A 22,694-nucleotide genomic window follows, 5' to 3' on the forward strand; every position below is an offset into this window, starting at 1 on the left:
TCAATTATTTTCTAAGATCTGAGTAAAGATCATTAATTGGACTGGTAAAAGTCTTTTGCAAATCATCAATTAACTTGTAAAGTCCTTGTTCTGCTGTCAAAAGCTTAACGATGTTGGCATCCTTTTGAACTTTGTCATTGAGTTCCTTGTAATAATTTTTAACATCATCAGTCAAAGGTTGGCCACTTTGTTGAGCTGCCATGATCTTAGTTTGAACTTCATCCATTTTTTGGAATAAGTTTGAACTGTTTTCATCATTCTTAACGCTTTGAACTGCTTCTTTTAACGCAGTATATTCTGGGGTTTTCTTTAAGTCTTCTGCTAATTGATTAGCTGAGTCATATACATTTACCATAAAGGTTTTTTCCTCCTAATTTAATTGCCGAAAAGGCCTTTTATACTATTATACCATTCATTAATCTTTTCTCCGGCCGAACCGATTCCTTTTTGAATCTTATCGCCTAATCCGGAAGTCCAATCTGAAGTTGAACCATTCTGCTTGACGATTTGGCTCGGAGCTTGAACCTTAAATTGGGTTTTGGCCGTGTACGGAAGCATTGCCTCCATCTCCGCTTTATACAATTTGGTAATTCCAGTTTCTGAAACACCATGCATATAGTGCTGTTTATTTGTTTTATCAAAACCTACCCAAGTTGCTAAAACGACATCCGGCGTATATCCAACAATCCACTGGTCTTTTGTACCAAAACCATATGAATTAGGAACTTCAGTTGAACCGGTTTTACCAGCGACCGTATATCCACTTGGTTGAGCTGTCTGGGCTGTTCCGTTCTTGAAGACGCCCAAGAGCATTGTCGTCATTTCTTTAGCAGTGTTCTCAGAAACGACGCGGTGGTTGCCGGTATCATTATTTTCTGCCAAAACTTTGCCGCTGGCATCAGTAATCTTAGTAATAAAGTAAGAATTATTTGGCAAGTTGCCACTGTTAGCAAAGGCAGAATATGCTCGTGCCATCTGCAAAGGCGATACACCGGAAGAAAGTCCACCCAAAGCCAAGGCCAGATTCTGGTCACTCTTTGAAACGTTGATACCAAAGTTTTCAACCGATTGAACTCCTTTATTGACGCCAATTTTATCCAAAAGCCAAACAGCGGGCACGTTCTTACTTTCCGCAACGGCTTCATACATTGGAATTTTAGCTGAATACTCATTATCAACATTATGTGGTTCATAATTGTTTTTACCAAATTTCTGCAGCTTGTTCGACAGCATGGAATCGTAGTGATAACCCTCTTGAAGAGCTGGCGCATAAACCGCCAGTGGCTTAATTGTTGAACCGGGCTGCCGTTTCATTTGCGTTGCACGGTTATAACCGCGAAAGACGTGTTTTCCGCGGCCACCTACAATTCCGCGAACCGCACCGGTTTTTGGATCCATGGCAACACTGGCACCTTGGACTTGCGTACCATCAGCCGCACTTGCAGGGAATAGCCAACTCTCATTAAAGGTATTCTGCAAGCTCTTTTGATAGTTCTGGTTAAGCGTGGTGTATATTTTTAGCCCCTTATTCATTACGTCTTCTTCCGTCAAACCATACTTGCTGATAGCTTCATCAACAACTGCATCGAAGAAGTAAGGGTAACGATATCCATCTTTGTATTTGAAAGTATTTTTCAAAGTTAAACCAGTTTTAGAAATTGCTTTGGCCTGAGACGCAGTTAGTTTATTGTTTTCAACCATCAGCTGCAAGACCACATTTCGTCTGGACAAAGCATTTGACATATGATCTACTGGATTGTAATAACTTGGACTACAAAGCATCCCTGCTAAAGTGGCCGCTTCACTTACCGACAGCTTGCTGGCGTTTTTGCCAAAGTAGCGCCGGCTGGCATCCTGTACACCCCAGACACCGTTGCCAAAGTAGGCATTGTTCAGATACATGGTAATGATGTCTTTTTTGGAATAAACATGATTAATTTCAATTGCAAAAAAGAGCTCTTCCAATTTTCTTGAAAAAGTCTGCTGCTGGGTCAATAAAGAGTTTTTCGCAAGCTGCTGCGTTAAAGTAGATCCACCACCTGTAATTTCACCATGGTGAATAACCAAATTTAATGCTGCTCGTGCCATACCTTTGACACTGAAACCGGGATTTTTCCAAAAAGTTCTGTCCTCTGTGGAAACAACCGCATTCACAATGTTGGGCGAAATTTTATTGTATTCAACAAAGGAACCCTTTTGTGAATAAAGTGATCCAGCTTTTTTTCCTTTATAATCGTAAATAGTTGTCGTTATTGACAAAGAAGCCTTCAAGTTTGAGATATTTGAAGTTTTAACTTTGATTGTATAATAGGTACATGTGAAAAGCGTTAAGATCAGAAGAATTAAAATGATCCATCTTCCAACAAAGAAACGCTGATCAAAACGGTGCCATAAAGAATCTTTCTTGGCACCTGTTTTTTCTGACTTATTAAATTGTGTTCGTCGCAAATTTGGCATACATCTGCTCCTTTTAAAACAACTTGCATTTTAACATACGCCGATACAATAACTTATATTTTGAATAGAATTTTAGAAAATATCAATATTATGACTTACAATTTTAAACTAATTTATCCAGAAGACATGCCGGCCATGTCAGTACGAGACTTGCTCAGGAAATTATTGTTTCCCCGTAAATGGCAGCATTTGTTGCGGACAAAAAAGCAAGTGACCGTTAATGGCCACTACCGCTATTTTAACCAACTAGTAAAAGCAAATGATGAAGTCTGCTTTAAACTAGATTTTGTAGACAGTCAGCAGCAAAGCTATCCGGCTAGCGGTCATCTTCCGCAAATTATCTTTGAAGATTCTAACGTCTTAGTTATCAACAAGAGAAAGGGACAAAAGACTCACCCTAATTTATTTGAAACCAACACCGCGCTCAACGATTGTGCCACTTATTTAGGACAAAGTCCATACATAGTCCATCGCCTTGACATGCTAACCGGTGGACTGTTGCTGGTAGCTAAAAATCCAGCGGTTGTGCCAATTCTCAATCGGCAGCTAACGCAGAAAATTTTTCATCGTGAATATCTGGCACAAGTTAACTTAAACGCTGCATTGCCCGATCATGGTACTATTTCTTTTCCCATTGGCAAGGATCCAGACGACCAAAGAAAGAGAATGGTTAGGTCTGATGGGTTAAAGGCCACAACTCATTATCAAATTTTAAAAAAAGAAAACGAAATTGCTCTCATAAAATTGCAGCTTGAAACTGGCCGTACTCATCAAATTCGTGTTCATTTGGCTGCTATTGGCTGTCCCATAGTTGGCGATCCGCTTTACAATCCTGATTACAAAGAAGGACAAGATTTACAATTGACGGCTTATCAGATGTCCTTCATTGAACCCTTTTCATTTAAAAAGCAAACCATTCGCTTATTTTAAATCGGTATTCACTGATAAATACTGATGCATTTGCCAATTTAATCCTTATACATTAATTTTGCTTTATGAAAACGGTATAATTAAGTAAGCAATAATAAATGAAAGGGTCTTCAATATGAAAAAAATTCCATTCAAAGCTGTTGCTGTCGACATGGATGGTACTTTTGTTAACTCGCAAAATACTTATGATCGTCAGCGTTTTCGCCGCGTCTTGGATAAATTGCATGAACACGATATTCATTTTATCGTCGCCAGTGGTCGTCCGTTAATCAGACTAGAAAAGGATTTTGCTGGTTTTATGGATAAAATCGATGTTATCAGTGACAATGGTGCCATTTTAGTTCGTGATAAAAAGATTATCAACACGCATTATTTTACACACCAAACAACGCTTAAGCTTTTACGCTACATTTTAAGCAAGCATCCCAATTCATCAGTTATTGCTTGTGGTTTGAGCAATAGTTATGTTTTAGCCAATTCATCGGTTAATTTCAAAAAATTTATGAACTATTACTACTACAATTATTTAACAATCAACAGCATTGATGAAATTCCAGTTAATGATCCTATCGATAAAATAACCTTGTGGACCGATGCAACTCCTGAAGAAATTGAAAGTGAGTTTAATACAGATTACACCGAACAAGTTCATGCCACTTCTAGTGGCTTTAATTGTATAGATATTATCAATCATGGCGTAAACAAAGCGAGCGGCATTAAATATTTTTTGCGTTACTTTAAAATCAACCCATCAGAACTGATCGCCTTTGGCGATGGGATGAATGATTCAGAAATGTTGCAACTAGCTGGATACAGTTACGCGATGGAAAATGCTGATCCTGAATTAAAAAAGATCGCCAAGTATGAAGCTCCAAGCAATAATGAAAATGGGGTTCTTAAAGTGCTGGAAAGCTACTTGAATTAATTAAACATTTTTTGAAAAACAAAAAGCTCTCGGAAAATCCGAGAGCTTTTAATTTCAGAATAATTAAATTATTCTTCGTTTAATGAAGCACGGTCAAATGATGCATCCTTAAGTTCATCATCAATTGACTTAGTACCTAACCAGCTAATCATTTCCTTCATAGCTGCAGTGATAGCTTCAGTACCTGGCAACAACAACTTACGTGGGTCGTAACCCTTGTTAGCAGTGTCCAAGTCCTTCTTGTCTTCGATGTACTTACGAGTTGCTTTTTGGAATGCTAATTGGAATTCAGTGTTGATGTTAACCTTAGCAATACCAAGTGAAATAGCCTTCTTAACTTGGTCTTCAGGAATACCTGAACCACCGTGCAATACCAATGGAACTGGTACAGCGTCAGCAATTTCTTTCAAACGGTCAAAGTTAAGGCCTTTCCAACCTTCTGGGTATACACCGTGGATGTTACCAATACCACAAGCAAGCTTGTCAACACCAGCCTTGTAGAAGGTAATAGCGTCTTCAACAGATGCTAATTCACCACCATCGGCACCTTGGTTTTCACCAATCTTACCAATTTCAGCTTCAACAGAAATACCACGTTCGTGAGCCAACTTGATGATTTCCTTAGTCTTAGCTAAGTTTTCTTCTACTGGAAGTGCGTGACCATCAAACATAACTGATGAGTAGCCAAGTGCGATACATTCCTTAGCTGATTCATAGTCACCGTGGTCCAAGTTTAAGATAACTGGAACTGAAATGTTCATTGAGTCTATCTGGTCAGCTACCATGTCCTTAACGAACTTGTAGCCACCCATGTACTTAGCAGCACCAGTTGAAACTTGAATCAACAATGGAGTTCTAGTTTCTTCAGCAGCACGTAATTCTGCACGAGTCCATTCCAAGTTGTTAGTGTTGTAAGCACCTACAGCATAATGTTCTCTACGAGCATCTTTAAAGATTTGATTACCGTTATCAAAATAAGCCATTAAAAAATACCTCCTAAATCATTTACAAGTTTATTGTACCCTTTTATGAACTTTTGAACAATCTTTCCGTTTAGATGTAAGCGCTATTTTAAAATTTTCATTAGCAAAATTACATTTCCTTAGGAGCATTTACTCCCAAGAGTCTAAGTGCTTCTGTTAAAACAATTGATGTTGCTTGAACCAGAGCCAAACGAGCGCCAATTTGATTATCATCCGTTAAAATTTTCACATTAGCATAGTACTTGTTAAACTTCTTAGCCAAGTCTAGTGCGTATTTAGCAATAACTGATGGTTCAAACTTATCAGCACTTCTAGCGATAATTCTTGGGAAATCAGCTAGATCCTTAGCAACAGCAAATGACCATTCATCATCAAGAGCCAAGTCATTATCGGCAGGCTTCTTGCCCACCTTAGATGCTTTTCTTAAAACACTTTGTGCACGCGCATTGGTGTATTGAACGTAAGGACCGGTATCTCCTTCAAAACGAACAACTTCTTCCAAATTAAAGTCAAAGTTGTCAAGACGGTCATTCTTTAAGTCGTGGAAGACAACAGCACCTACACCAACATCATGAGCAACTTGATCTTGATTTGCCAAATCTGGGTTCTTTTCTTGAATTTGTTTTTTAGCAAGCGATACGGCATCCTTTAAAACTTGATCTAGGAAAACCACATTTCCTTTACGAGTTGATAGTTTCTTGCCGCCTTGGGTAATTAAGCCGAATGAAACATGGTGAATATCATCTGCCCAGTCATAGCCCATCTTCTTAAGCACAGTTTTTAGTTCAACGAAGTGTTGGGCTTGTTCATTACCTACAACGTAAAGCATCTTAACAAAGTTGTAGTGCTTCATCCGCCATTCAGCTGCAGCCAAATCACGAGTCAAATAAATTGAAGTACCATCTGATTTAACAATAATTGCTGGGTTTTCATCAGGACCCATATCAACAACTTGTGCACCACGAGATTCGTGAAGCAAGCCTTTGTCCCTCAATTCATCAATCACTGGTTGCATCTTATCGTTAAAGAATGCTTCACCATTATAGGAATCAAAAGTTACGCCTAATTCATTGTAAATACGCTTGAAGTCTTTAAGAGAAACTTCACGGAACCATTTCCATAATTTAACTGCTTCTGGATCGCCATCTTCAAGCTTCTTAAACCATTCACGGCCTTCATCATCAAGTTCAGGATTCTTTTCTGCTTCTTTATGGAAACGAACGTAGTAGTGGAAAAGATTCATAATTGGATCTTTCTTAACGTCTTCTTCATTGCCCCAGTGCTTGTAAGCTGCGATCAGTTTACCAAATTGGGTACCGTAGTCACCAAGATAGTTGATCTTAATTGGCGTATAACCAACCTTTTCCATAGTATTAGCAATTGAATTGCCGATTACTGTTGAACGAAGGTGACCCATCGACATTGGCTTAGCAATGTTAGGACTGGACATATCAATTGGGACATTGCCCTTGCCCAATTCTTGATCGCCATAATGCTCGCCTTTATCTAAAACATCCTTCAAAGTTGAAGAAATAAGCTTGCCGTGATCAATACTAAAGTTAACGTAAGGACCAACTGCTTGGATACTGGCAAAATTTTCGCTACTTAAATTTTCAGCAATTGATTTAGCAATTTCGGCTGGATTTTTATGCATTGTCTTTGCCAAAATAAAGCAAGGGAAAGCATAATCACCCATTTTGGCATTCTTTGGACGTTCAATTAAGTCATTGATTTTTTCTTTTGGCAGATCAATTTGACTTGCAATCAATTCAACTACTTCATTTTTAAAGTCCATTCTTTTCTCCTTTACAAAAAAGGTCTCTTCCTACCGATTGTAGAAGGAGACGAGCTATTACCCGCGGTACCACTCTATTTGATGAAGTTCATCCGCTCATTTATTTATCATATTTTAAAAGCTAGCCACGCCTTCACCATTATTTCTATCTGACTTGCACCGTCTCAGATTCGCTGAAAAGAAAATAAATAGCTACTACTGCTACTTTGTTAACAGTATGGTTATAACAGAATTTATTTCAAAGCGCTACTATTCATCTTTAATTATTACTTTTGTACCGGCTGGAATATTTTTCATAATCCATTTTGAATCGGGCAAACTTAAACGAATGCAGCCATGAGAACCCTGAGTTTTCCCTAATTTTGCCGCTTCAGTTAGATTATATTTGCCGTTTGCCTTTGTAGGAACTGAGTGAAAAAGGTAAACATTTTTCTTGTCCCAACTAGTCCAGTAGTTTGCTCCTTCTTTTAATTTGTGATTGAAAAAGGTGTCGCCCCGTTCATAGCGTACATAATATGTCCCAGTTGGAGTATCGAACTTACCATTATGATAAATTCCGGCCGAAGAGAGCATAGTATAAACCCTTTTGCCATTTTTAATTATATAAACTCGATTGCCTTTTAAAGAGACTTTGATTACCAAACCTTTTTTGCTTGTAATTTTCGGATAAGCTTTTGTTTCGCTCTTTAATTTCCAAGTACCTTCAGATCGCAAATCTTTTGGATCCTTATAAGGTCTTGCAGCTTCAGCAGCCGAAACTTTTTTCACTTTTTGCGTTTCTTTTGGCTTACTGCTTTGACTCGGAGCTTCTTTTGGAATACAAAGCTTAGCTAGGCCAATTGCACAGAGAACCAATACAATCGCTAATAATATTCTCTTTTTCATCTACTCTAACGTCTCACTAATCTTGCTCTGCATATTTTTTCATCAACTTAGGCAGCAACTGAGAGATCTGTGTTGGCTTAACTAAATAGTGATCGCGATACAAGACATCCCCAGCTAAGGAATGCAAATACACTGCTGCTAAAATATTATCAGCTTGAAAGCCAAATTGAGCAATAAAGCCGCCGATAATTCCAGCTAATGTATCACCCATGCCGCCAGTCGCCATTCCAGGATTGCCAGTTGGATTAACAAAAATTTTACCATCTTCGGTATAAATATGGGTATGATTTGATTTTAAAACCAAAGTAGTATTGCCTACTGAATTTAACTGCTTAAGGGCGGTTAAATTGGCACTATCAGTTTGAAAAGGAATGTTTATCTGACTGAGTCTTTGCCATTCCATTTGATGAGGCGTTAAAATCAGATGCCCTGCTTTGCCAGGCAGTAGTGTTTTATCGTTGCTGATCAGATCGAGCGCACTAGCATCTAACACGACTGTTTGCTGTGCTGCAACGTTAGCCTTTAGCATCTGCATAATTTGCAGGGCCACTCTGCTGCTGCCAAGACCGGGCCCACAAACAATGACATCCATCTTTTTAATTAATTCTGGCAAGTTGCGATCCTGCCAGTCGATGTACATTGCTTCAGGATCTCTTGCATGAAGCGCAGTCAAATTGATCGAACGGGTAGCAACGGCAGTTAAGCCGGCTCCAGCGTTAATCGCACCTTCTGTTGCCATAATTATTGCGCCACCATAATTTTCACTGCCGCCAATTAAAAGAATCCGACCAAATTTTCCTTTGTAGGAATTGCTAGGACGAGTTTTAATAACTTTTTTAAGAATATCTTCTTTGATTTCTTGTGTTTGCGTCATTTATCTCGCCCCGGTAATCCAACGCCAAATTCTAACAAAAATATTAACCTTGCCATTGCTTTGCAAAGATTTAGCGGCAACCTTCATTCCGTTCGGCTGCTTTAAAGAAACTAATTGTTCCTTGCCTGATTTAAATTCGTAGTCAGTCACTGTTTGCCCTTTAGTAACAGGCGCATTAACAGTTTTCTTAGTTAAGGATGCACTAATCTTGCTGCCATCTACGGGATCCCAGATCGTAGTTTTGCTCTTTAAGCCAACGTTTGTCGTTAACTGATCACCATCGGTAACACTAACTGCTTTAGCCTGGTTAAAGGTAGTACCAGCATTCATGATTACTGGCGTATATTTGCTGAAAATCCAGTTCATCAGCTTTTTGGTTTGTACGAATCTGGAAGGATCTGTCCCGTCTTGGTGACGTGCACCCATGACAACGGTAATGATTCTTGAGCCGTTTTTCTTAATAGTTCCGATAAAACATGCTCCTGCCGCATCAGTAGTACCCGTCTTAAGGCCATCGACCTTTAAATTGGCGTCATATTGTGATAATCCCTTTAACATCCAGTTAAAGTTCTCCATTTGAGTAGTTTTGCCTTGATCTTTAAATGCAAGTTTGGCAATTGAAGTTGTCTTTAAAACTGCTGGGAAATCGTTAATTAATCGTTGTCCAATAATAGCCATATCTTTGGCAGACATTGTATTTTCTGCATTCTTGCTTACGCCAGGATAGGCATCGCTGCCCAAGTTGCCATTAGGCAAACCACAGACGGTGTAAATTTTGGCATCATTGATGCCCCACTTTTTAACTTGGGCCCGCATTTTTTTGACAAATGCAACTTGAGAACCAGAAACTGCTTGGGCCAAACACATAGCCGCACCATTAGCAGATTCAATTAAAGTAGCCTGATAAAGCTGCTTGATGGTATATGAATGGCCCTTCTTTAATGGTACATTTGAATATTCTGAATTATTAGCAACCTTGACAATAGTTGCAGTTGGCTTAACCTTGGTTGTCCAAGAAATCTGCTTGTTCTTAATGGCTTGCAATGTTAAATAAACCGTAACTAATTTTGTCATTGAAGCAATAGGCAAAGTTTTGTCAGCATTTTTTGCATATAAAATTTGACCGGTCTTGCTATCAATTGCCAAAGCTGATTTAACATTTAAATTTAATTCGTCTTGACGATATGAACTAATCGTGCTGCTAGCATTAACAGGTGCAGCAAAGCCCATAAATGAACACAACGAAACGGCAGCGACAATAATCATCGCTGCTTTTTTAAAAATAAATTTTCTTCGCATAGAAACTTCCTTTGAAAGAATAAAATTTGATTTTTATATTTATGCTTACATTTTACCAAATATTTGGTATTATTAATCATGAGTTGAAAATAACTTTGCCCCGATGGCGGAATTGGCAGACGCGCAGCGTTCAGGTCGCTGTTCAGGTAACTGAGTGAAAGTTCGAATCTTTTTCGGGGCATTTAATAAAACTAGTCCCGCGAGGGCTAGTTTTTTCTTTTGCATTATACAATATTATATAATTAGACTATAAACATGAGGTGATTTTTATGAAAAATAAATTGACCAAATCACGCAACAAGATCTTAGCTGGTGTTTTTGGCGGAATAGCTGAATACTTTGACATTGATCCAGCTTGGGTACGGATCATTGGCGCAGCTGTGATAATTTTCACTGGCTTTTTCCCAGGAACTTTGCTTTACTTGATCGCCGCTCTAGTAATGCCTGATCCGACTGGACGAACAAATTCAATAGATGGAGATTTCAAGAAAAATTAGACAAAAAAAGAAGCCCTCACTTGAGTGTTTCTTTTTTATATTAATTAGTTATTGCTGCTTGAACTTGCAGGAACAACGCCGATTGCTTTTAAAGCTGCCAAAGCTTGTGTTTGAAGTTGCTTTGCAGCATTGCATTTGCTGGTGTAAGTACTTTGATCAAGGACTTGAGCACTTGCATCATCTAAAGTTACATCTGTTTGTTCCAACAAAACAGCAGTATTATTAGAAGTTACTGCGCAATAACCTGGAATAGTTGAACCATTACTGCTTGTAAGGTAAATTGTGAACAAAACAGTTACAGGAGTTCCGCTAGCAAGCGTGTCAGAAGCAACTGACCACTTCTTGGTGCTGTCATTGTAGGTTAAGTAGTTTGCTGCAGTATTAACTTTACCAGTGTAAGTTTGTGGTGCAGCGGCAGTGATCTTAGAATTCCATTGATCAATTGTATCCTTAACCTTCTTTTGAGCTGCAGCTGCCTTTGCTTTTGCAGCCTTAGTCAATGAAGTCAAGGTTGGAACCTTCTTCTTGCCAGTTACCTTAGCGTAACTGGTTTTAACAGAATATCCACTATCAATTAAATAGTAGTTGGTCTTCTTATACTTAGTTGAATAAATAGCATTAACTTTGGTGGCACTAACAAATATTCTCTTGCTGTTAGTTACCTTGGTAATTTTACCACTTGTCTTGTTTACAGTTACTTTATATAAAACGGCACCCTTCTTAATCGTAATAACTGGGTATTTTGAACTAACTGTAGATTTGCTCTTCTTTGATTTTTTAGTAGCAGCTTGAGCTACAAGAGCATTATTGGCAACCAAACCAACTCCAGTACTTCCTAATAATGCGATTGCAGCAACAGCAGTAAATAACTTATTCTTCTTCATCTTTTAACCTTCTCTATTTCTTAAACTCTGTTTTTATTTATTATAAACCTCTTAGCTATTTTGTGTTAGTTTTCTCTATCCACAGCTCATGAAACATTTTTAATATTTTATTTTTTAACTTAAAGATTGCTTATGTGTCTTATTTTTAGGTACTTATTTGGACTTTTACCTGCTTTTTGCATTAATCGGTTTCATTATCTTTAGGTCGGCTTTTATCATCTTTTTATAAATTACAGGCATGTGGAACTACTGATATTACAGTACTTCAGCTAGTTTTGCACAAAGGTCCTTTTTCTTTGCCTTACGCTATTTTTATTTATCACTTTATTATTGCCATCAACCGTATTTAGAGTATGATATAAATTGTAGGGGAGAAAACCTACAAAACAATTTCTTTACCTTATGGTGACTTTGAAATTGTTGTTTTGTATCTGTATTTTCATGGCCGCTAAGACAATGCTGATCTCTTAGCGGTTTTTGTGTACAAAAAAACTTGAGTAGATTACTGCTCAGGCTTTTTTAATTATCAATTTTATTGTAAAGAACCGGAATATTGATTTCTGATTCAACTGGGCTTACTGTCAGCACGGTTGGCTTCCAGCCTTCAAGCGAAGGTACCTTTTGATCGCTTAAAGCTTGACTGGCATCATGCGGATCATTGGCAAAGACTTTACTCATCATCTTGGTTTCATCTTCCGGATCATGAATAATTTGACCATTCAGATCTACAGGAATGATCTGACCTAATTTGTGATATTTGACCGTGATTTCTGGCTGCTTTTCTTCGGCAAAATAGCCTGGAACAACAGTAACAGTGATGCTGGCAAAAGTTTGTACTGGCCGCTTATCATCAAAATCAAGCGATTCTTGGCAATCATTTGCTAAAGCACGCCCATTTTCATCTACAAAATGAATCGTTTCTACATAAGCACCCATAGTTGAAATGTCCGGTACCTCTTGCTTAATTTCTTGATAGTCAACCACCACTTCAAGATTCTCCATACTTACCTTTGGGCCGGATACAATTTTCTTGCTACTCTCATAGCCTGGAATTGGGGGTACTTTAACTGAAGCAAAATAATCATGATCACAATGCCATGCAGTCGTATATTTACCATTCTCGACAATCTTCCGGCGATTATCCAAGGTCAAAGTTCTCGTCCATAACGCCCGCTCAACGATGGCAGCAATCAAAATTTGAACATTTTCATGTTCATGCCAATTATTGCGACAGCCAGGTTCAAAAGTTACGTTAGATACGCCCAGTCTTAGCAGCCTTGCTCATTGCTAAGCCCTTCAAATAGCTTTTGCCACTAAAGTATTTAGTAAAAGCGTCATTAGGATCGCCAAAACCAAAAACGTTGTTTTTTACTTCTTCTTCATTCTTTGCCATTTTTTCTCTCTCCTTATTTGAATTTCTTAGCTTCATTTTAGTCAAATATTTATGAATAAAGAAATAGTTATTAGCACTGGTTGGCCATAATATTTACTTATTGTTAAAAATGCTATAATAAATTTCCTTGGCAGGTGCGAAGATGGGCAGCTTTTTGGCTGCCTTTTTCCTCATCCAATAATAAAAGCGATTTCATTATTGACACATTTGTGATATATTAAAAATGTAAAGATAAGATCGAGATTGAAAAGGAAGATGATCGTTATGATGAGCTTGATTTTAGGCAGTATTTTTTTAGCAATTGAATTAATCGGAGTTATCGGTTTGTCATACTACAAAGCTTAGTTTCAGTTGTAAAAATTAATTTTTTGACCATCCAAAAAACACGTCACTTAAACTTAGTGACGTGTTTTTCTATTTAGCCAAATGCAGTTTTCTTAATAATCTGGTAGCCTTGTTGCCCAAGATTTCTTCAAGCAAGCCCGTCTTCAAAGTCAGATAGCCATAGACTGCGACTCCCCCAATAACAGCTAGAACAACCAAAGCCAAAGCTGGGAAACGACGTTCAGGTGTTAACACTTTTCCGACAAAGGTAACAATCAGCTTAACGACAGCAAACATTATAATTGAGAAAACAGTAATTCCCGTGAATCGCCGTCCAGTACGGCCGATATTAAAATCATAACTCACTTCCAGATGTTTAATCGCTAAGAAGATAATTACCAGCATCCCAATATTGGTAGAAACCAGTGGTCCGTATATCTTAAATAGATAAATCATTGGATACTGCAATAGTATCTTTAAAATTAAACCTAAAACCAGATATTTAATTGCAAGTGCATTTTCTGAAAGTCCCTGCAAAATAGCCATCAAAACGGTGAAAAGTCCCAAACTGATTGCAGTGAAGGCTGACAAGTAAAGAACACTAGAGCCTAATGGATCATAACTGTAAAACACAGTATAAATTGGCGTTGCTATACCAGCCATACCGAATGATGCTGGAATCATGACAAATAAGAATAAATCAAGCGTATTGCCAATTTGTTTTGAAATACTCTTAAAATCTCCTTGAGTATGTGCAGCTGATAAAAGCGGAATTGCTGTTACCGCCATTGCACTTGCCAAAGAAACAATGATCATGATCAATTTATTGGCATTAAGTGAAAATAGCGCATACCAACCTTCAATAGTGTCAGAACTTGCACTTAACAAACCGGCAATCATTGGGTGGAATGAATATTGATCAACCAGATTGAACAGCTGAATTCCTGCATCAATAATAATGAATGGGATAGCCTGTTCAATGATTTCAGCAAATAAGCCAGCCGTTGAAACCTTGATCGCATTATTAGAATTTTCAACTAAATCATTCAACTTATTTCTTCTAGATAATAAGAACCAAACCAGAATTCCAATCCCAAAAATGGCACCGATGGCAGCTGCTAAATTTGATTGAATAACCGCATGAACATAAGAACCATGCTGCATTTGCATAATTACATATGCCGTTAAAAGCATCCAAATAATTCTAGCTAATTGTTCAACAAACTGCGACAGAGCCGATGGCATCATATCGGCATAACCTTGAAAGTAACCACGCATGATGCTCAGAATCGGAATAATCAAAATAGCATATGATAAACTGCGCATCACTGCGACTTGTCTTGGATCACTTGCACTGCCGTTTGATGCTAAAAGCGGTGCGGCAAAATACATGATTGCAGCTGAAATGACCCCCAAAATTGCCATCAAAATTAAACCTTTGCGGAATAATTTTCGACCAATCCCATACTCATTCAAGGCATTATATTTAGCTACTTGTTTGGCAATTGCACCAGGAATTCCCGCTGTAGAAATTAGAATAAAAATACTGTAAATATTATAACTTCTAGCAGTCAGCGCGTTCGCAATATTTCCATAGTCTCCCATCCAGGCATACCAAGGAATAATATAAAGCGCACCTAAAATTCTTGAAGCAATTGAACCAAATGTCATCCACGCAGAACCTTTAATAAAGGTTTCCTGCGTATTTTTTCCTTTTAGATTTGTTTCATTTTCTTCCATTTAATTCAAAATTTCCTAAAGCTCAATCTAACTAATCTATTCTGCTAGTCTCTAAAAGAAGATACAACAATATTTTTTCTTTTTTAGGAAAAATTAAACTTATTTGGCAACGATATTAACAATCTTATTAGGAATAACAATAACCTTTTTAATGTCTTTTCCTTCTAAAAACTTTTCAACGTGTGGAATTGCTAAAGCTTGTTTTTGCAATTCATCTTTTGCAGTATCCTTTGCAGCTTTAAACTTGCCGCGAAGCTTACCGTTAACTTGAACCATAATTTCAACTGTTGATTCAACCAACTTGTCTGGATCGTAAGTTGGCCATTTAGCATAAGTAATTGATTCATCGTGACCAAAGACGGACCAAATTTCTTCCATCATGTGTGGTGCAATTGGGGCAAGCAATTTAACGAAGCCCTCAGCATATTCACGTGGAATCGTTTTGGCCTTTTGTGCAGCATTAGCAAAGACCATCATTTGAGAAATAGCGGTATTGAAGTGAAGAGCGTCAAAGTCTTCAGTAACTTTCTTAACGGTTTCGTTATATACCTTGTCCAGCTCACCGTCATTTTCATCAACAATTTTTTCTTGTGGAATTGCCTTCAAGTCAAGATCGTTAACCATTAAGCGCCATACACGATCTAAGAACTTCTTAGTTGAAGCTGGGCCATTGTCATCCCAATCAATTGAAGCATCAAGTGGACCCATGAACATTTCGTACATTCTAAGTGAGTCAGCACCGTATTCATCAATAACATCATCAGGGTTAACAACGTTTCCTTTAGACTTAGACATCTTTTCATGATTCTTCAAGATCAAGCCTTGATTGTATAAACGTTGGAATGGTTCTTTGGTTGGAACAACACCCAAGTCATAAAGAACCTTGTGCCAGAATCTAGCGTAAAGAAGGTGACGAACGGCATGTTCTGCACCACCAATGTAAAGATCAACTGGGAGCCATTGCTTCAAGAGATCGTAGTTAGCCAATTCTTTGTCATTATGTGGATCAACATAACGAAGGTAATACCATGATGAACCAGCCCAGTTTGGCATAGTGTTGGTTTCACGTTTGCCCTTGCGACCATTTTTATCAACGACGTTTACCCAATCAGTTAAGTTGGCAAGTGGTGATTCTGGCGTACCAGATGGCTTAATGTTAGTTGCATGTGGCAAACGAAGTGGAAGCTCATCTTCTGGAACAAGTGAAGTAGTACCATCTTCCCAGTGAATAACTGGAATTGGTTCACCCCAGTAACGTTGACGACTGAAGTCCCAGTCACGAAGCTTGTAGTTAACCTTCTTCTTGCCGCAGTTATGATCTTCGAGCCATTGGATCATGCGCTTCTTAGCTTCTTCAATGTTTAAACCATCTAAGAATTCTGAATTAATGTGCTTGCCATCACCGGTGTAAGCTTCTTTTTCAAGATTGCCACCTTCGATAACTGCATTAATTGGTAAATGGAACTTAGTAGCAAAAGCATAGTCACGATCGTCATGAGCTGGGACGGCCATAACGGCACCCGTACCGTAGCTTGCTAAGACATAATCAGAAATCCAAATTGGAATTTCTTTGCCATTAACTGGGTTGATTGCGTAAGCACCAGTGAAGACCCCAGTTTTATCCTTGTTAAGATCAGTTCTTTCAAGGTCAGACTTAGATTCAATAGATTTAATGTAAGCATCGACAGCTTCTTTTTGTTCAGGAGTAGTGATTTCTTGAACCAAATCGCTTTCTGGTGCCAAAACGGTGTATGAGCAGCCGAATAAGGTATCTGGACGCGTGGTAAAGACATCAAAAGTCTTGTCACTGTCTTTAACTTTGAAAGTAACTTGAGCACCTTCAGAACGGCCGATCCAGTTGCGTTGCATTTCCTTAACTGGTTCTGGCCAGTCCAAATCGTCCAGATCTTCAAGCAGACGATCAGCATAGGCAGTCATCTTAAGCATCCATTGCTTCATGTTGCGGCGATATACTGGGTAGCCACCACGTTCAGTTTTACCATCGATTACTTCTTCGTTGGCAACTACAGTACCAAGATCTGGTGACCAATTAACTGGTACATCGGCTTCATAAGCAAGACCCTTTTTATACATTTGTTCAAAGACCCATTGAGTCCACTTGTAATAATTAGGATCACTAGTTGTAATTTCACGACCCCAATCATATGAAAAGCCCAACTTATTAAGCTGCTCTTTGAAAGTAGCAATATTTTCTTTAGTAACTAAGGCTGGATCTTCACCAGTCTTTAAAGCGTATTGTTCAGTTGGAAGACCAAATGCATCCCAGCCCATTGGGTGAAGGACATTGTAGCCTTGTGCTCGCTTCATTCTGGCAATAATATCCGTTGCGGTGTAACCTTCTGGGTGACCAACGTGAAGGCCTTTGCCTGATGGGAATGGGAACATATCTAAGGCATAATAATTTTTCTTTTTAGGATCATTAGTAGTTTTGAAAGTATCATGCTTTGCCCAATAATCTTGCCATTTCTTTTCGACAACCTTGTGATTGTACATATTTTCCTCCTAACAAAAAAGTCCTATGATCAATTAATCATAGGACGAATTATCGCGGTACCACCTAAGTTCCACATATTGTGACACTTAATTGCTCCTTAACGCGGATGGCAAAACGATAGGTTTTTAACTCAGGACAAGTTCATAGATTAATTTTAAAGCTTCGCAGCAACCAGCTTCTCTCTGAAAAAATTTTTCTATTACTACTTCCTGACCTTTATTTTCTTATGGATAATGATTATAATTTACCACAAATGCTAAAGAATAGAAAGACAAGAGGAGAAGATCTTTTGATTAATACACAAAGACCACCTCGACACACCTTGCTTCCTGCAACAATCTTTACATTGATTTATGCAGGTTGGGCATTGCTAGTTGCTTCTAATTCTGCCTTTATCCAATCTTTTGATAAAGCTGTCATTGGAGTTGTATGCAATACGAATGTTGCCAATATCAGTTTTGCAAGGACATTTACCAATTTAGGTAACACAAGCACTATCGTTGTTGAGGCCATCATTTTATTTGTAATTTTAATTGCTTTTAAGCAGTATGCATACGCCTGGTTTACTGCTGGAGTAATGATTGTCGCTAATGCTTTTAATTGGATTATAAAGCATATGGTGCAGCGACCACGGCCAACTGTTCGTCACCTGGTTTATGCTGACGGTTATAGTTTTCCATCTGGTCACTCAGTAGGTAGCGCAGCTTTGTTTGGAATTTTGATTGTTCTGATAATTTTAATTATTAAAAATAAATTCTGGAAAACATTGTTAATCATTGTTTGGACTTTATTCCCACTAATGATTGGCTACACCAGAATTTTCCTCCACGTTCACTATCCTTCAGATGTAGTCGGCGGATGGCTTGGCGGTATTACCTTCGTTTTGATTGGTTACTCCTTCTTATACCATTTCTATATCGAACCTGAGCTAATTGATCAAAGTCGAAAGAATAAATAATTAAAATAAAAACCTCAAGTTTTGAACTTGAGGTTTTTCTATGCATTATTTTGTTTAAGTTTATGGTTCTGATAAAACTGATTCATAATCAGGGAAATAACAATAACAATCAGAGAAACAACGTAAACACCCTTTAAACTACTAAACAGCACCTGACGCAATTGAGGTACCAATTTTTGTGGTAAAGATAGAGCTTTTTGAGCTGAAACAATTTTATTCATCATCCCTTGATTCAAATTCGGATGATTTTTCAAATGCTGCGCAATAATTGTATTAAAAGTGATCCCATAAATTGAAACCATCATCGTTTGTCCCAAGTATTTCATCAAAGTGTTAAAACTTGTAGCAACCCCAATTTCATCTTTTCCTACTAAGACCTGCGAACGAACTTGTGATGCTGTTGTAATTGCTCCAAAAGCCGTACCGTTAAATGCGGCCACAATACAAAATACCCAAAATGGAGTATAAATTGGGACCAAAATTAGAACTAGATCGGCTAAGATCAAAATAATCAGCATATAGTCGTAAGTAAGCTTGATGCCCCACTTTGCCAACATCCAACCGATCAAGAATGAACCGACAATCCACATTAGCGAACTTGGCGTTACAGCAAATCCTGCCAAAGAAGCGTTGGTTCCATTAATTCCCTGCATCCAGGTTGGAATATAAAATTCAAAGCCGATAACAACTCCAGAAATTAATAATGTGATCAAGTTAATAATCGTGAATTCTTTGCTTTTTAAGATATTTAACGGCATTATTGGGTCTTGTGCACTTTTTTCAACCTTAAAGAATATTATTACCGAGGAAATAATTAATAGTACTAAGACGATCATTAAAAGCCAATTGTTGCTGGTTCCTAATTCTTGCAAGAAGACCATCAACGAAAGCAAAAAAACAATTAAATAAAACGTACCTTTGAGATCCAGTTTTGATTTTGAGCTATGCTCTGGTTCTTTCAAGAAAAATACGACTAATAGGAAAGCAATAATCCCGATAGGAACATTAATATAGAAAACCCAATGCCAAGATAAATGCTGAACAATAAAGCCGCCTAATAATGGTGCAATAACCGCGGCCACTCCCCAAAAGCCTGAATTTAGTCCCAACATTTTGGCACGTTTTTCTAATTTATATAAATCGGCGATAATCGTAATTGCAACTGGTTGGACGGCACCTGAACCCAGGCCCTGAATTACTCTAAATAGAATCAATTCAACCATATTTTGGGCTAAGCCGCATAAAGATGAACCAATGACAAAAAGTGCGATCCCAAACAAAAAAACTGGCTTGCACCCTATGCTATCTGCCAGTTTTCCGTATAAAGGAGTCGAAACTGCCGTTATCAGAAGGAAAATTGCAACCACCCAGTTCATTATTTCCAATCCATCAAGATCAGAAACAATAGTCGGCATTGCTGTTGAAACGATTGTTCCTTCAATTGCAGTCATAAAAGTCGTCATAAAAATTGCAAGCGTGACGATTGACACGTTTGTTTTTTTCATTACTTGCTCCCTCTTAGTATTCTTATTTATTACTTTCGATAAAATCAAGCAATTCTTGAGTCTTATCAGTCTTCTCCCATGGCAAATCAATATCCGTTCTACCGAAGTGACCATAAGCAGCTGTTTGTTCATAGATTGGTCGACGCAAGTTTAGCATCTTAATAATGCCAGCTGGACGCAAATCAAATACGTGACGAACAGCTTCGGTTAAAAGTTGATCGTCAACTTTTCCTGTTCCAGCAGTGTCAATCATAATTGATACTGGGTGAGCCACACCAATCGCATAAGCGAGTTGAACTTCACAGCGATATGCAAGGCCAGCAGCAACAATATTTTTAGCAACATAACGTGCCGCATATGAAGCAGAACGGTCAACCTTTGTTGGATCCTTTCCAGAAAAGGCACCACCACCGTGACGAGCGTAACCACCGTAAGTATCAACGATAATCTTACGACCAGTCAAACCTGAGTCACCTTTAGGTCCACCAATAACGAAACGACCTGATGGATTTATCAAGAATTTGGTTTCACTATCCAAATATTTTGCAGGAATAACTTCTTTAATAACCAAATCGATCATTGCACGACGAATTTCATCGTTTGAAACTTCAGCATCTGTTTGAGTTGAAATAACAACTGTATCAACTCTCTTTGGCTTATGATCTTCATCATATTCAACCGTAACTTGTGCTTTTGCATCTGGACGAAGCCAATCTAAAGTATTGTCTTTTCTTAATGCTGCTACTCTTCTCATTAAACGGTGCGCCAATGAAATTGGAAGTGGCATCAATTCAGGTGTTTCTTTAATTGCAAACCCAAACATCAAGCCTTGGTCGCCAGCACCAATTTGATCAAGCTTATCTTTATCGTCCTTATCTTCTCTAGTTTCAAGAGAATGATCAACACCACCAGCAATATCAGGTGACTGCTCATCAATATCAACCAGAACAGCACAGTTATTACCATCAAAACCTAATTCTGGACGATCATAGCCAATCTTTAAAACGGTTTTACGGACGACGCTCTGAATATCAACATAAGCATTCGTGGAGATTTCTCCAAAGACATAAACCATACCAGTAGTTACAATTGTCTCACATGCAACGTGTGAATTTGGGTCTTTTGCCAAAAGCGCATCCAATATTGCATCTGAAATTTGATCAGCAACCTTATCAGGGTGCCCTTCAGAAACAGATTCTGAAGTAAATAAACGTTTTTCCATATTAGTCCCCCTATATAGACATATAGCCATTCGGTTACAAGGCATCTTCACAAAAAGTGAATCCCATCAGGACTTGAACCGATTTGATTAAAAATTCGTTCTTGCTAGGAATAAAAAAAGACTACCATGATCGGTAGTCTTAGAACGATGGAGGATACAGGGCTCGAACCTGTGACCTCCTGCTTGTAAGGCAGATGCTCTCCCAGCTGAGCTAATCCTCCATAAGTGACCCGTACGGGATTTGAACCCATGTTACGGCCGTGAAAGGGCCGTGTCTTAACCACTTGACCAACGGGTCTTAAATCTCATAACCGAGAACATAAATTAGTATACCGGAAATGAGATAAAATGCAAGGGTTATTTGGCAACTTCTTTTAATTTTTTGTAGTTTTGCATCATCCAGTCACTATAATGCACGCCATTGGGCATTGTTTCTCTAACATTTAATACAGGAATACCATTTTGTTTACATAATTTTACAAAGTTTTCTACCGTTGAACTCGATGCTTGAGTGTTGTTTACAAAGAAAGAAATCTTCTTTTCTTTTATTTCTGTTTGCATCTGATGAACGCTCTTAGCACTAGGATCTGTTTCATTCTCGACGGCTTCTTCGAAATCCTTGTCCCCGATTGTAAAATGGCAATCGTTTAAAGCATAGTCAAAGACTGGTTCACTTACGTAAACTTGTTTTTCTTTTGCCCCATTGATTGTTTTTGCCAAAGCCTTGATCTTATTGATTTTGGCTAAATACTTTTTAGCTCTAGCTTGAAAATAAGATTTATGATCCGGATCAATTTGACCTGCTCTTTTCACTAAATAATTCACGTATTTTTCTGGCATTGCTAAATCATACCAAATATGAGGATTATCACCTGTTTTCAGGTGCATTAGATCTTCTCCAACTTTAGTTAGTTTTAAGTTATTGGATTTTGCTAAATTATTCATCCAATCATCGTAGCCTAAACCGTTAGCAATCAAGATATTTGACTCTGCTACTTCTTTAGCAGAGTCAACAGTTGCCTCAAAATCATGAGGATCTGTATTTCCGTTACTGATTATTGACTTTACAGTCCCATGTTTACCTATTATTTGTTTTGCTATATCACTGTATATATTTGTCGATGTAACGATATTTACTTTATGTTTTGATGTGCTCTCTTGCGATTTATTTTGACAGGCAGTTAAAGTTAACAATAATAAAAATAATGCGAGAAAAATATCGGTTCTTCTTTTCATATTTCATTCCTTTCTTGTTTAATCGAGTAAATTCTTCTAATAATTAAAACAAAAAAAGGAAGACCTTAAAGACCTTCCGTTCTCAATATGGAGGATACAGGGCTCGAACCTGTGACCTCCTGCTTGTAAGGCAGATGCTCTCCCAGCTGAGCTAATCCTCCATTCTGGGTACAACCCCAACGGAGTCTGAGGGATTTGAACCCTCGATACAGGTATAAACCCGTATACATGATTTCCAATCATGCTCCTTAAGCCACTCGGACAAGACTCCA

The 22,694-nt window shown here is 38.1% G+C and carries 18 protein-coding genes, 5 tRNA genes, 1 pseudogene, 1 riboswitch and 1 other annotated feature; of the genes and pseudogenes, 5 read left to right on the forward strand and 19 right to left on the reverse strand.

Annotation, left to right across the window (positions count from 1 at the left end):
* Positions 1 to 4: 4 nt before the first annotated feature.
* Both HMPREF0493_RS02250 and HMPREF0493_RS02255 read right to left on the reverse strand, forming a co-directional pair.
* A complete protein-coding gene (locus HMPREF0493_RS02250) occupies positions 5 to 355 on the reverse strand; it encodes a YlbF/YmcA family competence regulator (RefSeq protein WP_006351641.1) in 351 nt (116 codons plus the stop codon).
* A gap of 20 nt (positions 356 to 375) precedes the next feature.
* Positions 376 to 2,457 carry a PBP1A family penicillin-binding protein gene (locus tag HMPREF0493_RS02255; protein ID WP_006351642.1) on the reverse strand — a complete coding sequence of 694 codons (2,082 nt, stop codon included), beginning with the start codon at positions 2,455 to 2,457 and terminating at the stop codon, positions 376 to 378.
* A 90-nt stretch (positions 2,458 to 2,547) separates the two neighbouring features.
* Between HMPREF0493_RS02255 and HMPREF0493_RS02260 the strand changes: the two genes are divergently transcribed.
* Both HMPREF0493_RS02260 and HMPREF0493_RS02265 read left to right on the forward strand, forming a co-directional pair.
* Entirely contained in the window at positions 2,548 to 3,387 is an 840-nt protein-coding gene (locus HMPREF0493_RS02260) for an RluA family pseudouridine synthase (protein WP_006351643.1), read from the forward strand.
* Positions 3,388 to 3,502: 115 nt separating this feature from the next.
* On the forward strand, positions 3,503 to 4,312 hold the full coding sequence (locus HMPREF0493_RS02265; RefSeq protein ID WP_006351644.1) for a Cof-type HAD-IIB family hydrolase: 810 nt from the start codon (positions 3,503 to 3,505) through the stop codon (positions 4,310 to 4,312).
* A 68-nt stretch (positions 4,313 to 4,380) separates the two neighbouring features.
* Here the strand turns inward: HMPREF0493_RS02265 and HMPREF0493_RS02270 are convergent, their stop codons facing one another.
* The 5 genes from HMPREF0493_RS02270 to HMPREF0493_RS02290 form a co-directional block, all read right to left on the reverse strand.
* On the reverse strand, positions 4,381 to 5,295 hold the full coding sequence (locus HMPREF0493_RS02270) for a class II fructose-bisphosphate aldolase (protein ID WP_006351645.1): 915 nt from the start codon (positions 5,293 to 5,295) through the stop codon (positions 4,381 to 4,383).
* A gap of 109 nt (positions 5,296 to 5,404) precedes the next feature.
* Positions 5,405 to 7,090 carry an arginine--tRNA ligase gene (argS, locus tag HMPREF0493_RS02275; RefSeq protein ID WP_006351646.1) on the reverse strand — a complete coding sequence of 562 codons (1,686 nt, stop codon included), beginning with the start codon at positions 7,088 to 7,090 and terminating at the stop codon, positions 5,405 to 5,407.
* Between the two features lie 249 nt (positions 7,091 to 7,339).
* A complete protein-coding gene (locus HMPREF0493_RS02280) occupies positions 7,340 to 7,975 on the reverse strand; it encodes a L,D-transpeptidase (RefSeq protein WP_006351647.1) in 636 nt (211 codons plus the stop codon).
* Between the two features lie 16 nt (positions 7,976 to 7,991).
* The gene (locus HMPREF0493_RS02285) at positions 7,992 to 8,849 is read right to left on the reverse strand and encodes an NAD(P)H-hydrate dehydratase (protein ID WP_006351648.1); all 858 of its coding nucleotides are present in this window, start codon (positions 8,847 to 8,849) and stop codon (positions 7,992 to 7,994) included.
* Positions 8,850 to 10,148 (reverse strand): serine hydrolase, encoded by a 1,299-nt coding sequence (locus HMPREF0493_RS02290; RefSeq protein ID WP_006351649.1) that lies wholly within the window; start codon positions 10,146 to 10,148, stop codon positions 8,850 to 8,852.
* A gap of 97 nt (positions 10,149 to 10,245) precedes the next feature.
* Here HMPREF0493_RS02290 and HMPREF0493_RS02295 point away from each other — a divergent pair.
* Positions 10,246 to 10,329 (forward strand) — tRNA-Leu (locus tag HMPREF0493_RS02295).
* 88 nt (positions 10,330 to 10,417) lie between these two features.
* Positions 10,418 to 10,645 (forward strand): PspC domain-containing protein, encoded by a 228-nt coding sequence (locus HMPREF0493_RS02300; protein WP_006351650.1) that lies wholly within the window; start codon positions 10,418 to 10,420, stop codon positions 10,643 to 10,645.
* Between the two features lie 44 nt (positions 10,646 to 10,689).
* On the opposite strand, the gene HMPREF0493_RS02305 is transcribed toward HMPREF0493_RS02300, so the two are convergent.
* The 5 genes and pseudogenes from HMPREF0493_RS02305 to leuS form a co-directional block, all read right to left on the reverse strand.
* Positions 10,690 to 11,529, reverse strand: coding sequence for a hypothetical protein (locus HMPREF0493_RS02305; RefSeq protein ID WP_006351651.1), 840 nt, complete (start codon positions 11,527 to 11,529; stop codon positions 10,690 to 10,692).
* A gap of 519 nt (positions 11,530 to 12,048) precedes the next feature.
* Positions 12,049 to 12,723 carry a mucin-binding protein gene (locus HMPREF0493_RS08840; protein ID WP_006351652.1) on the reverse strand — a complete coding sequence of 225 codons (675 nt, stop codon included), beginning with the start codon at positions 12,721 to 12,723 and terminating at the stop codon, positions 12,049 to 12,051.
* Positions 12,703 to 12,922: pseudogene (locus HMPREF0493_RS02310) on the reverse strand (cupin domain-containing protein); the annotation flags it as partial. The pseudogene HMPREF0493_RS02310 and the gene HMPREF0493_RS08840, both read right to left, overlap by 21 nt.
* Before the next feature lie 414 nt (positions 12,923 to 13,336).
* The gene (locus HMPREF0493_RS02315) at positions 13,337 to 14,986 is read right to left on the reverse strand and encodes a putative polysaccharide biosynthesis protein (protein ID WP_006351654.1); all 1,650 of its coding nucleotides are present in this window, start codon (positions 14,984 to 14,986) and stop codon (positions 13,337 to 13,339) included.
* Positions 14,987 to 15,085: 99 nt separating this feature from the next.
* Positions 15,086 to 17,500 carry a leucine--tRNA ligase gene (gene leuS, locus HMPREF0493_RS02320; protein ID WP_006351655.1) on the reverse strand — a complete coding sequence of 805 codons (2,415 nt, stop codon included), beginning with the start codon at positions 17,498 to 17,500 and terminating at the stop codon, positions 15,086 to 15,088.
* A gap of 37 nt (positions 17,501 to 17,537) precedes the next feature.
* Positions 17,538 to 17,720: a binding site (T-box leader), on the reverse strand.
* A gap of 70 nt (positions 17,721 to 17,790) precedes the next feature.
* Here leuS and HMPREF0493_RS02325 point away from each other — a divergent pair.
* Complete coding sequence (locus tag HMPREF0493_RS02325) at positions 17,791 to 18,459, forward strand: phosphatase PAP2 family protein (RefSeq protein ID WP_040456931.1); 669 nt, start codon at positions 17,791 to 17,793, stop codon at positions 18,457 to 18,459.
* Positions 18,460 to 18,497: 38 nt separating this feature from the next.
* On the opposite strand, the gene HMPREF0493_RS02330 is transcribed toward HMPREF0493_RS02325, so the two are convergent.
* The 7 genes from HMPREF0493_RS02330 to HMPREF0493_RS02360 all read right to left on the reverse strand — a co-directional run bounded on the left by HMPREF0493_RS02330 (position 18,498) and on the right by HMPREF0493_RS02360 (position 22,693).
* Positions 18,498 to 19,964, reverse strand: a complete 1,467-nt coding sequence (locus tag HMPREF0493_RS02330; RefSeq protein WP_040456934.1) for an MDR family MFS transporter — start codon at positions 19,962 to 19,964, stop codon at positions 18,498 to 18,500.
* A gap of 22 nt (positions 19,965 to 19,986) precedes the next feature.
* Positions 19,987 to 21,186 (reverse strand): methionine adenosyltransferase, encoded by a 1,200-nt coding sequence (gene metK, locus HMPREF0493_RS02335; RefSeq protein ID WP_040456937.1) that lies wholly within the window; start codon positions 21,184 to 21,186, stop codon positions 19,987 to 19,989.
* Positions 21,184 to 21,270, reverse strand: a riboswitch (SMK box riboswitch). It overlaps the preceding gene by 3 nt.
* Before the next feature lie 64 nt (positions 21,271 to 21,334).
* Positions 21,335 to 21,407, reverse strand: a tRNA-Val gene (locus HMPREF0493_RS02340).
* A 5-nt stretch (positions 21,408 to 21,412) separates the two neighbouring features.
* Positions 21,413 to 21,484 (reverse strand) — tRNA-Glu (locus tag HMPREF0493_RS02345).
* A 59-nt stretch (positions 21,485 to 21,543) separates the two neighbouring features.
* Complete coding sequence (locus HMPREF0493_RS02350; RefSeq protein ID WP_006351659.1) at positions 21,544 to 22,422, reverse strand: metal ABC transporter solute-binding protein, Zn/Mn family; 879 nt, start codon at positions 22,420 to 22,422, stop codon at positions 21,544 to 21,546.
* An 88-nt stretch (positions 22,423 to 22,510) separates the two neighbouring features.
* Positions 22,511 to 22,583: transfer RNA gene (locus HMPREF0493_RS02355), tRNA-Val, on the reverse strand.
* A gap of 19 nt (positions 22,584 to 22,602) precedes the next feature.
* Positions 22,603 to 22,693: transfer RNA gene (locus tag HMPREF0493_RS02360), tRNA-Ser, on the reverse strand.
* Position 22,694 lies beyond the last annotated feature (1 nt).

The organism is Lactobacillus amylolyticus DSM 11664, assembly GCF_000178475.1.
Taxonomy (GTDB): domain Bacteria; phylum Bacillota; class Bacilli; order Lactobacillales; family Lactobacillaceae; genus Lactobacillus; species Lactobacillus amylolyticus.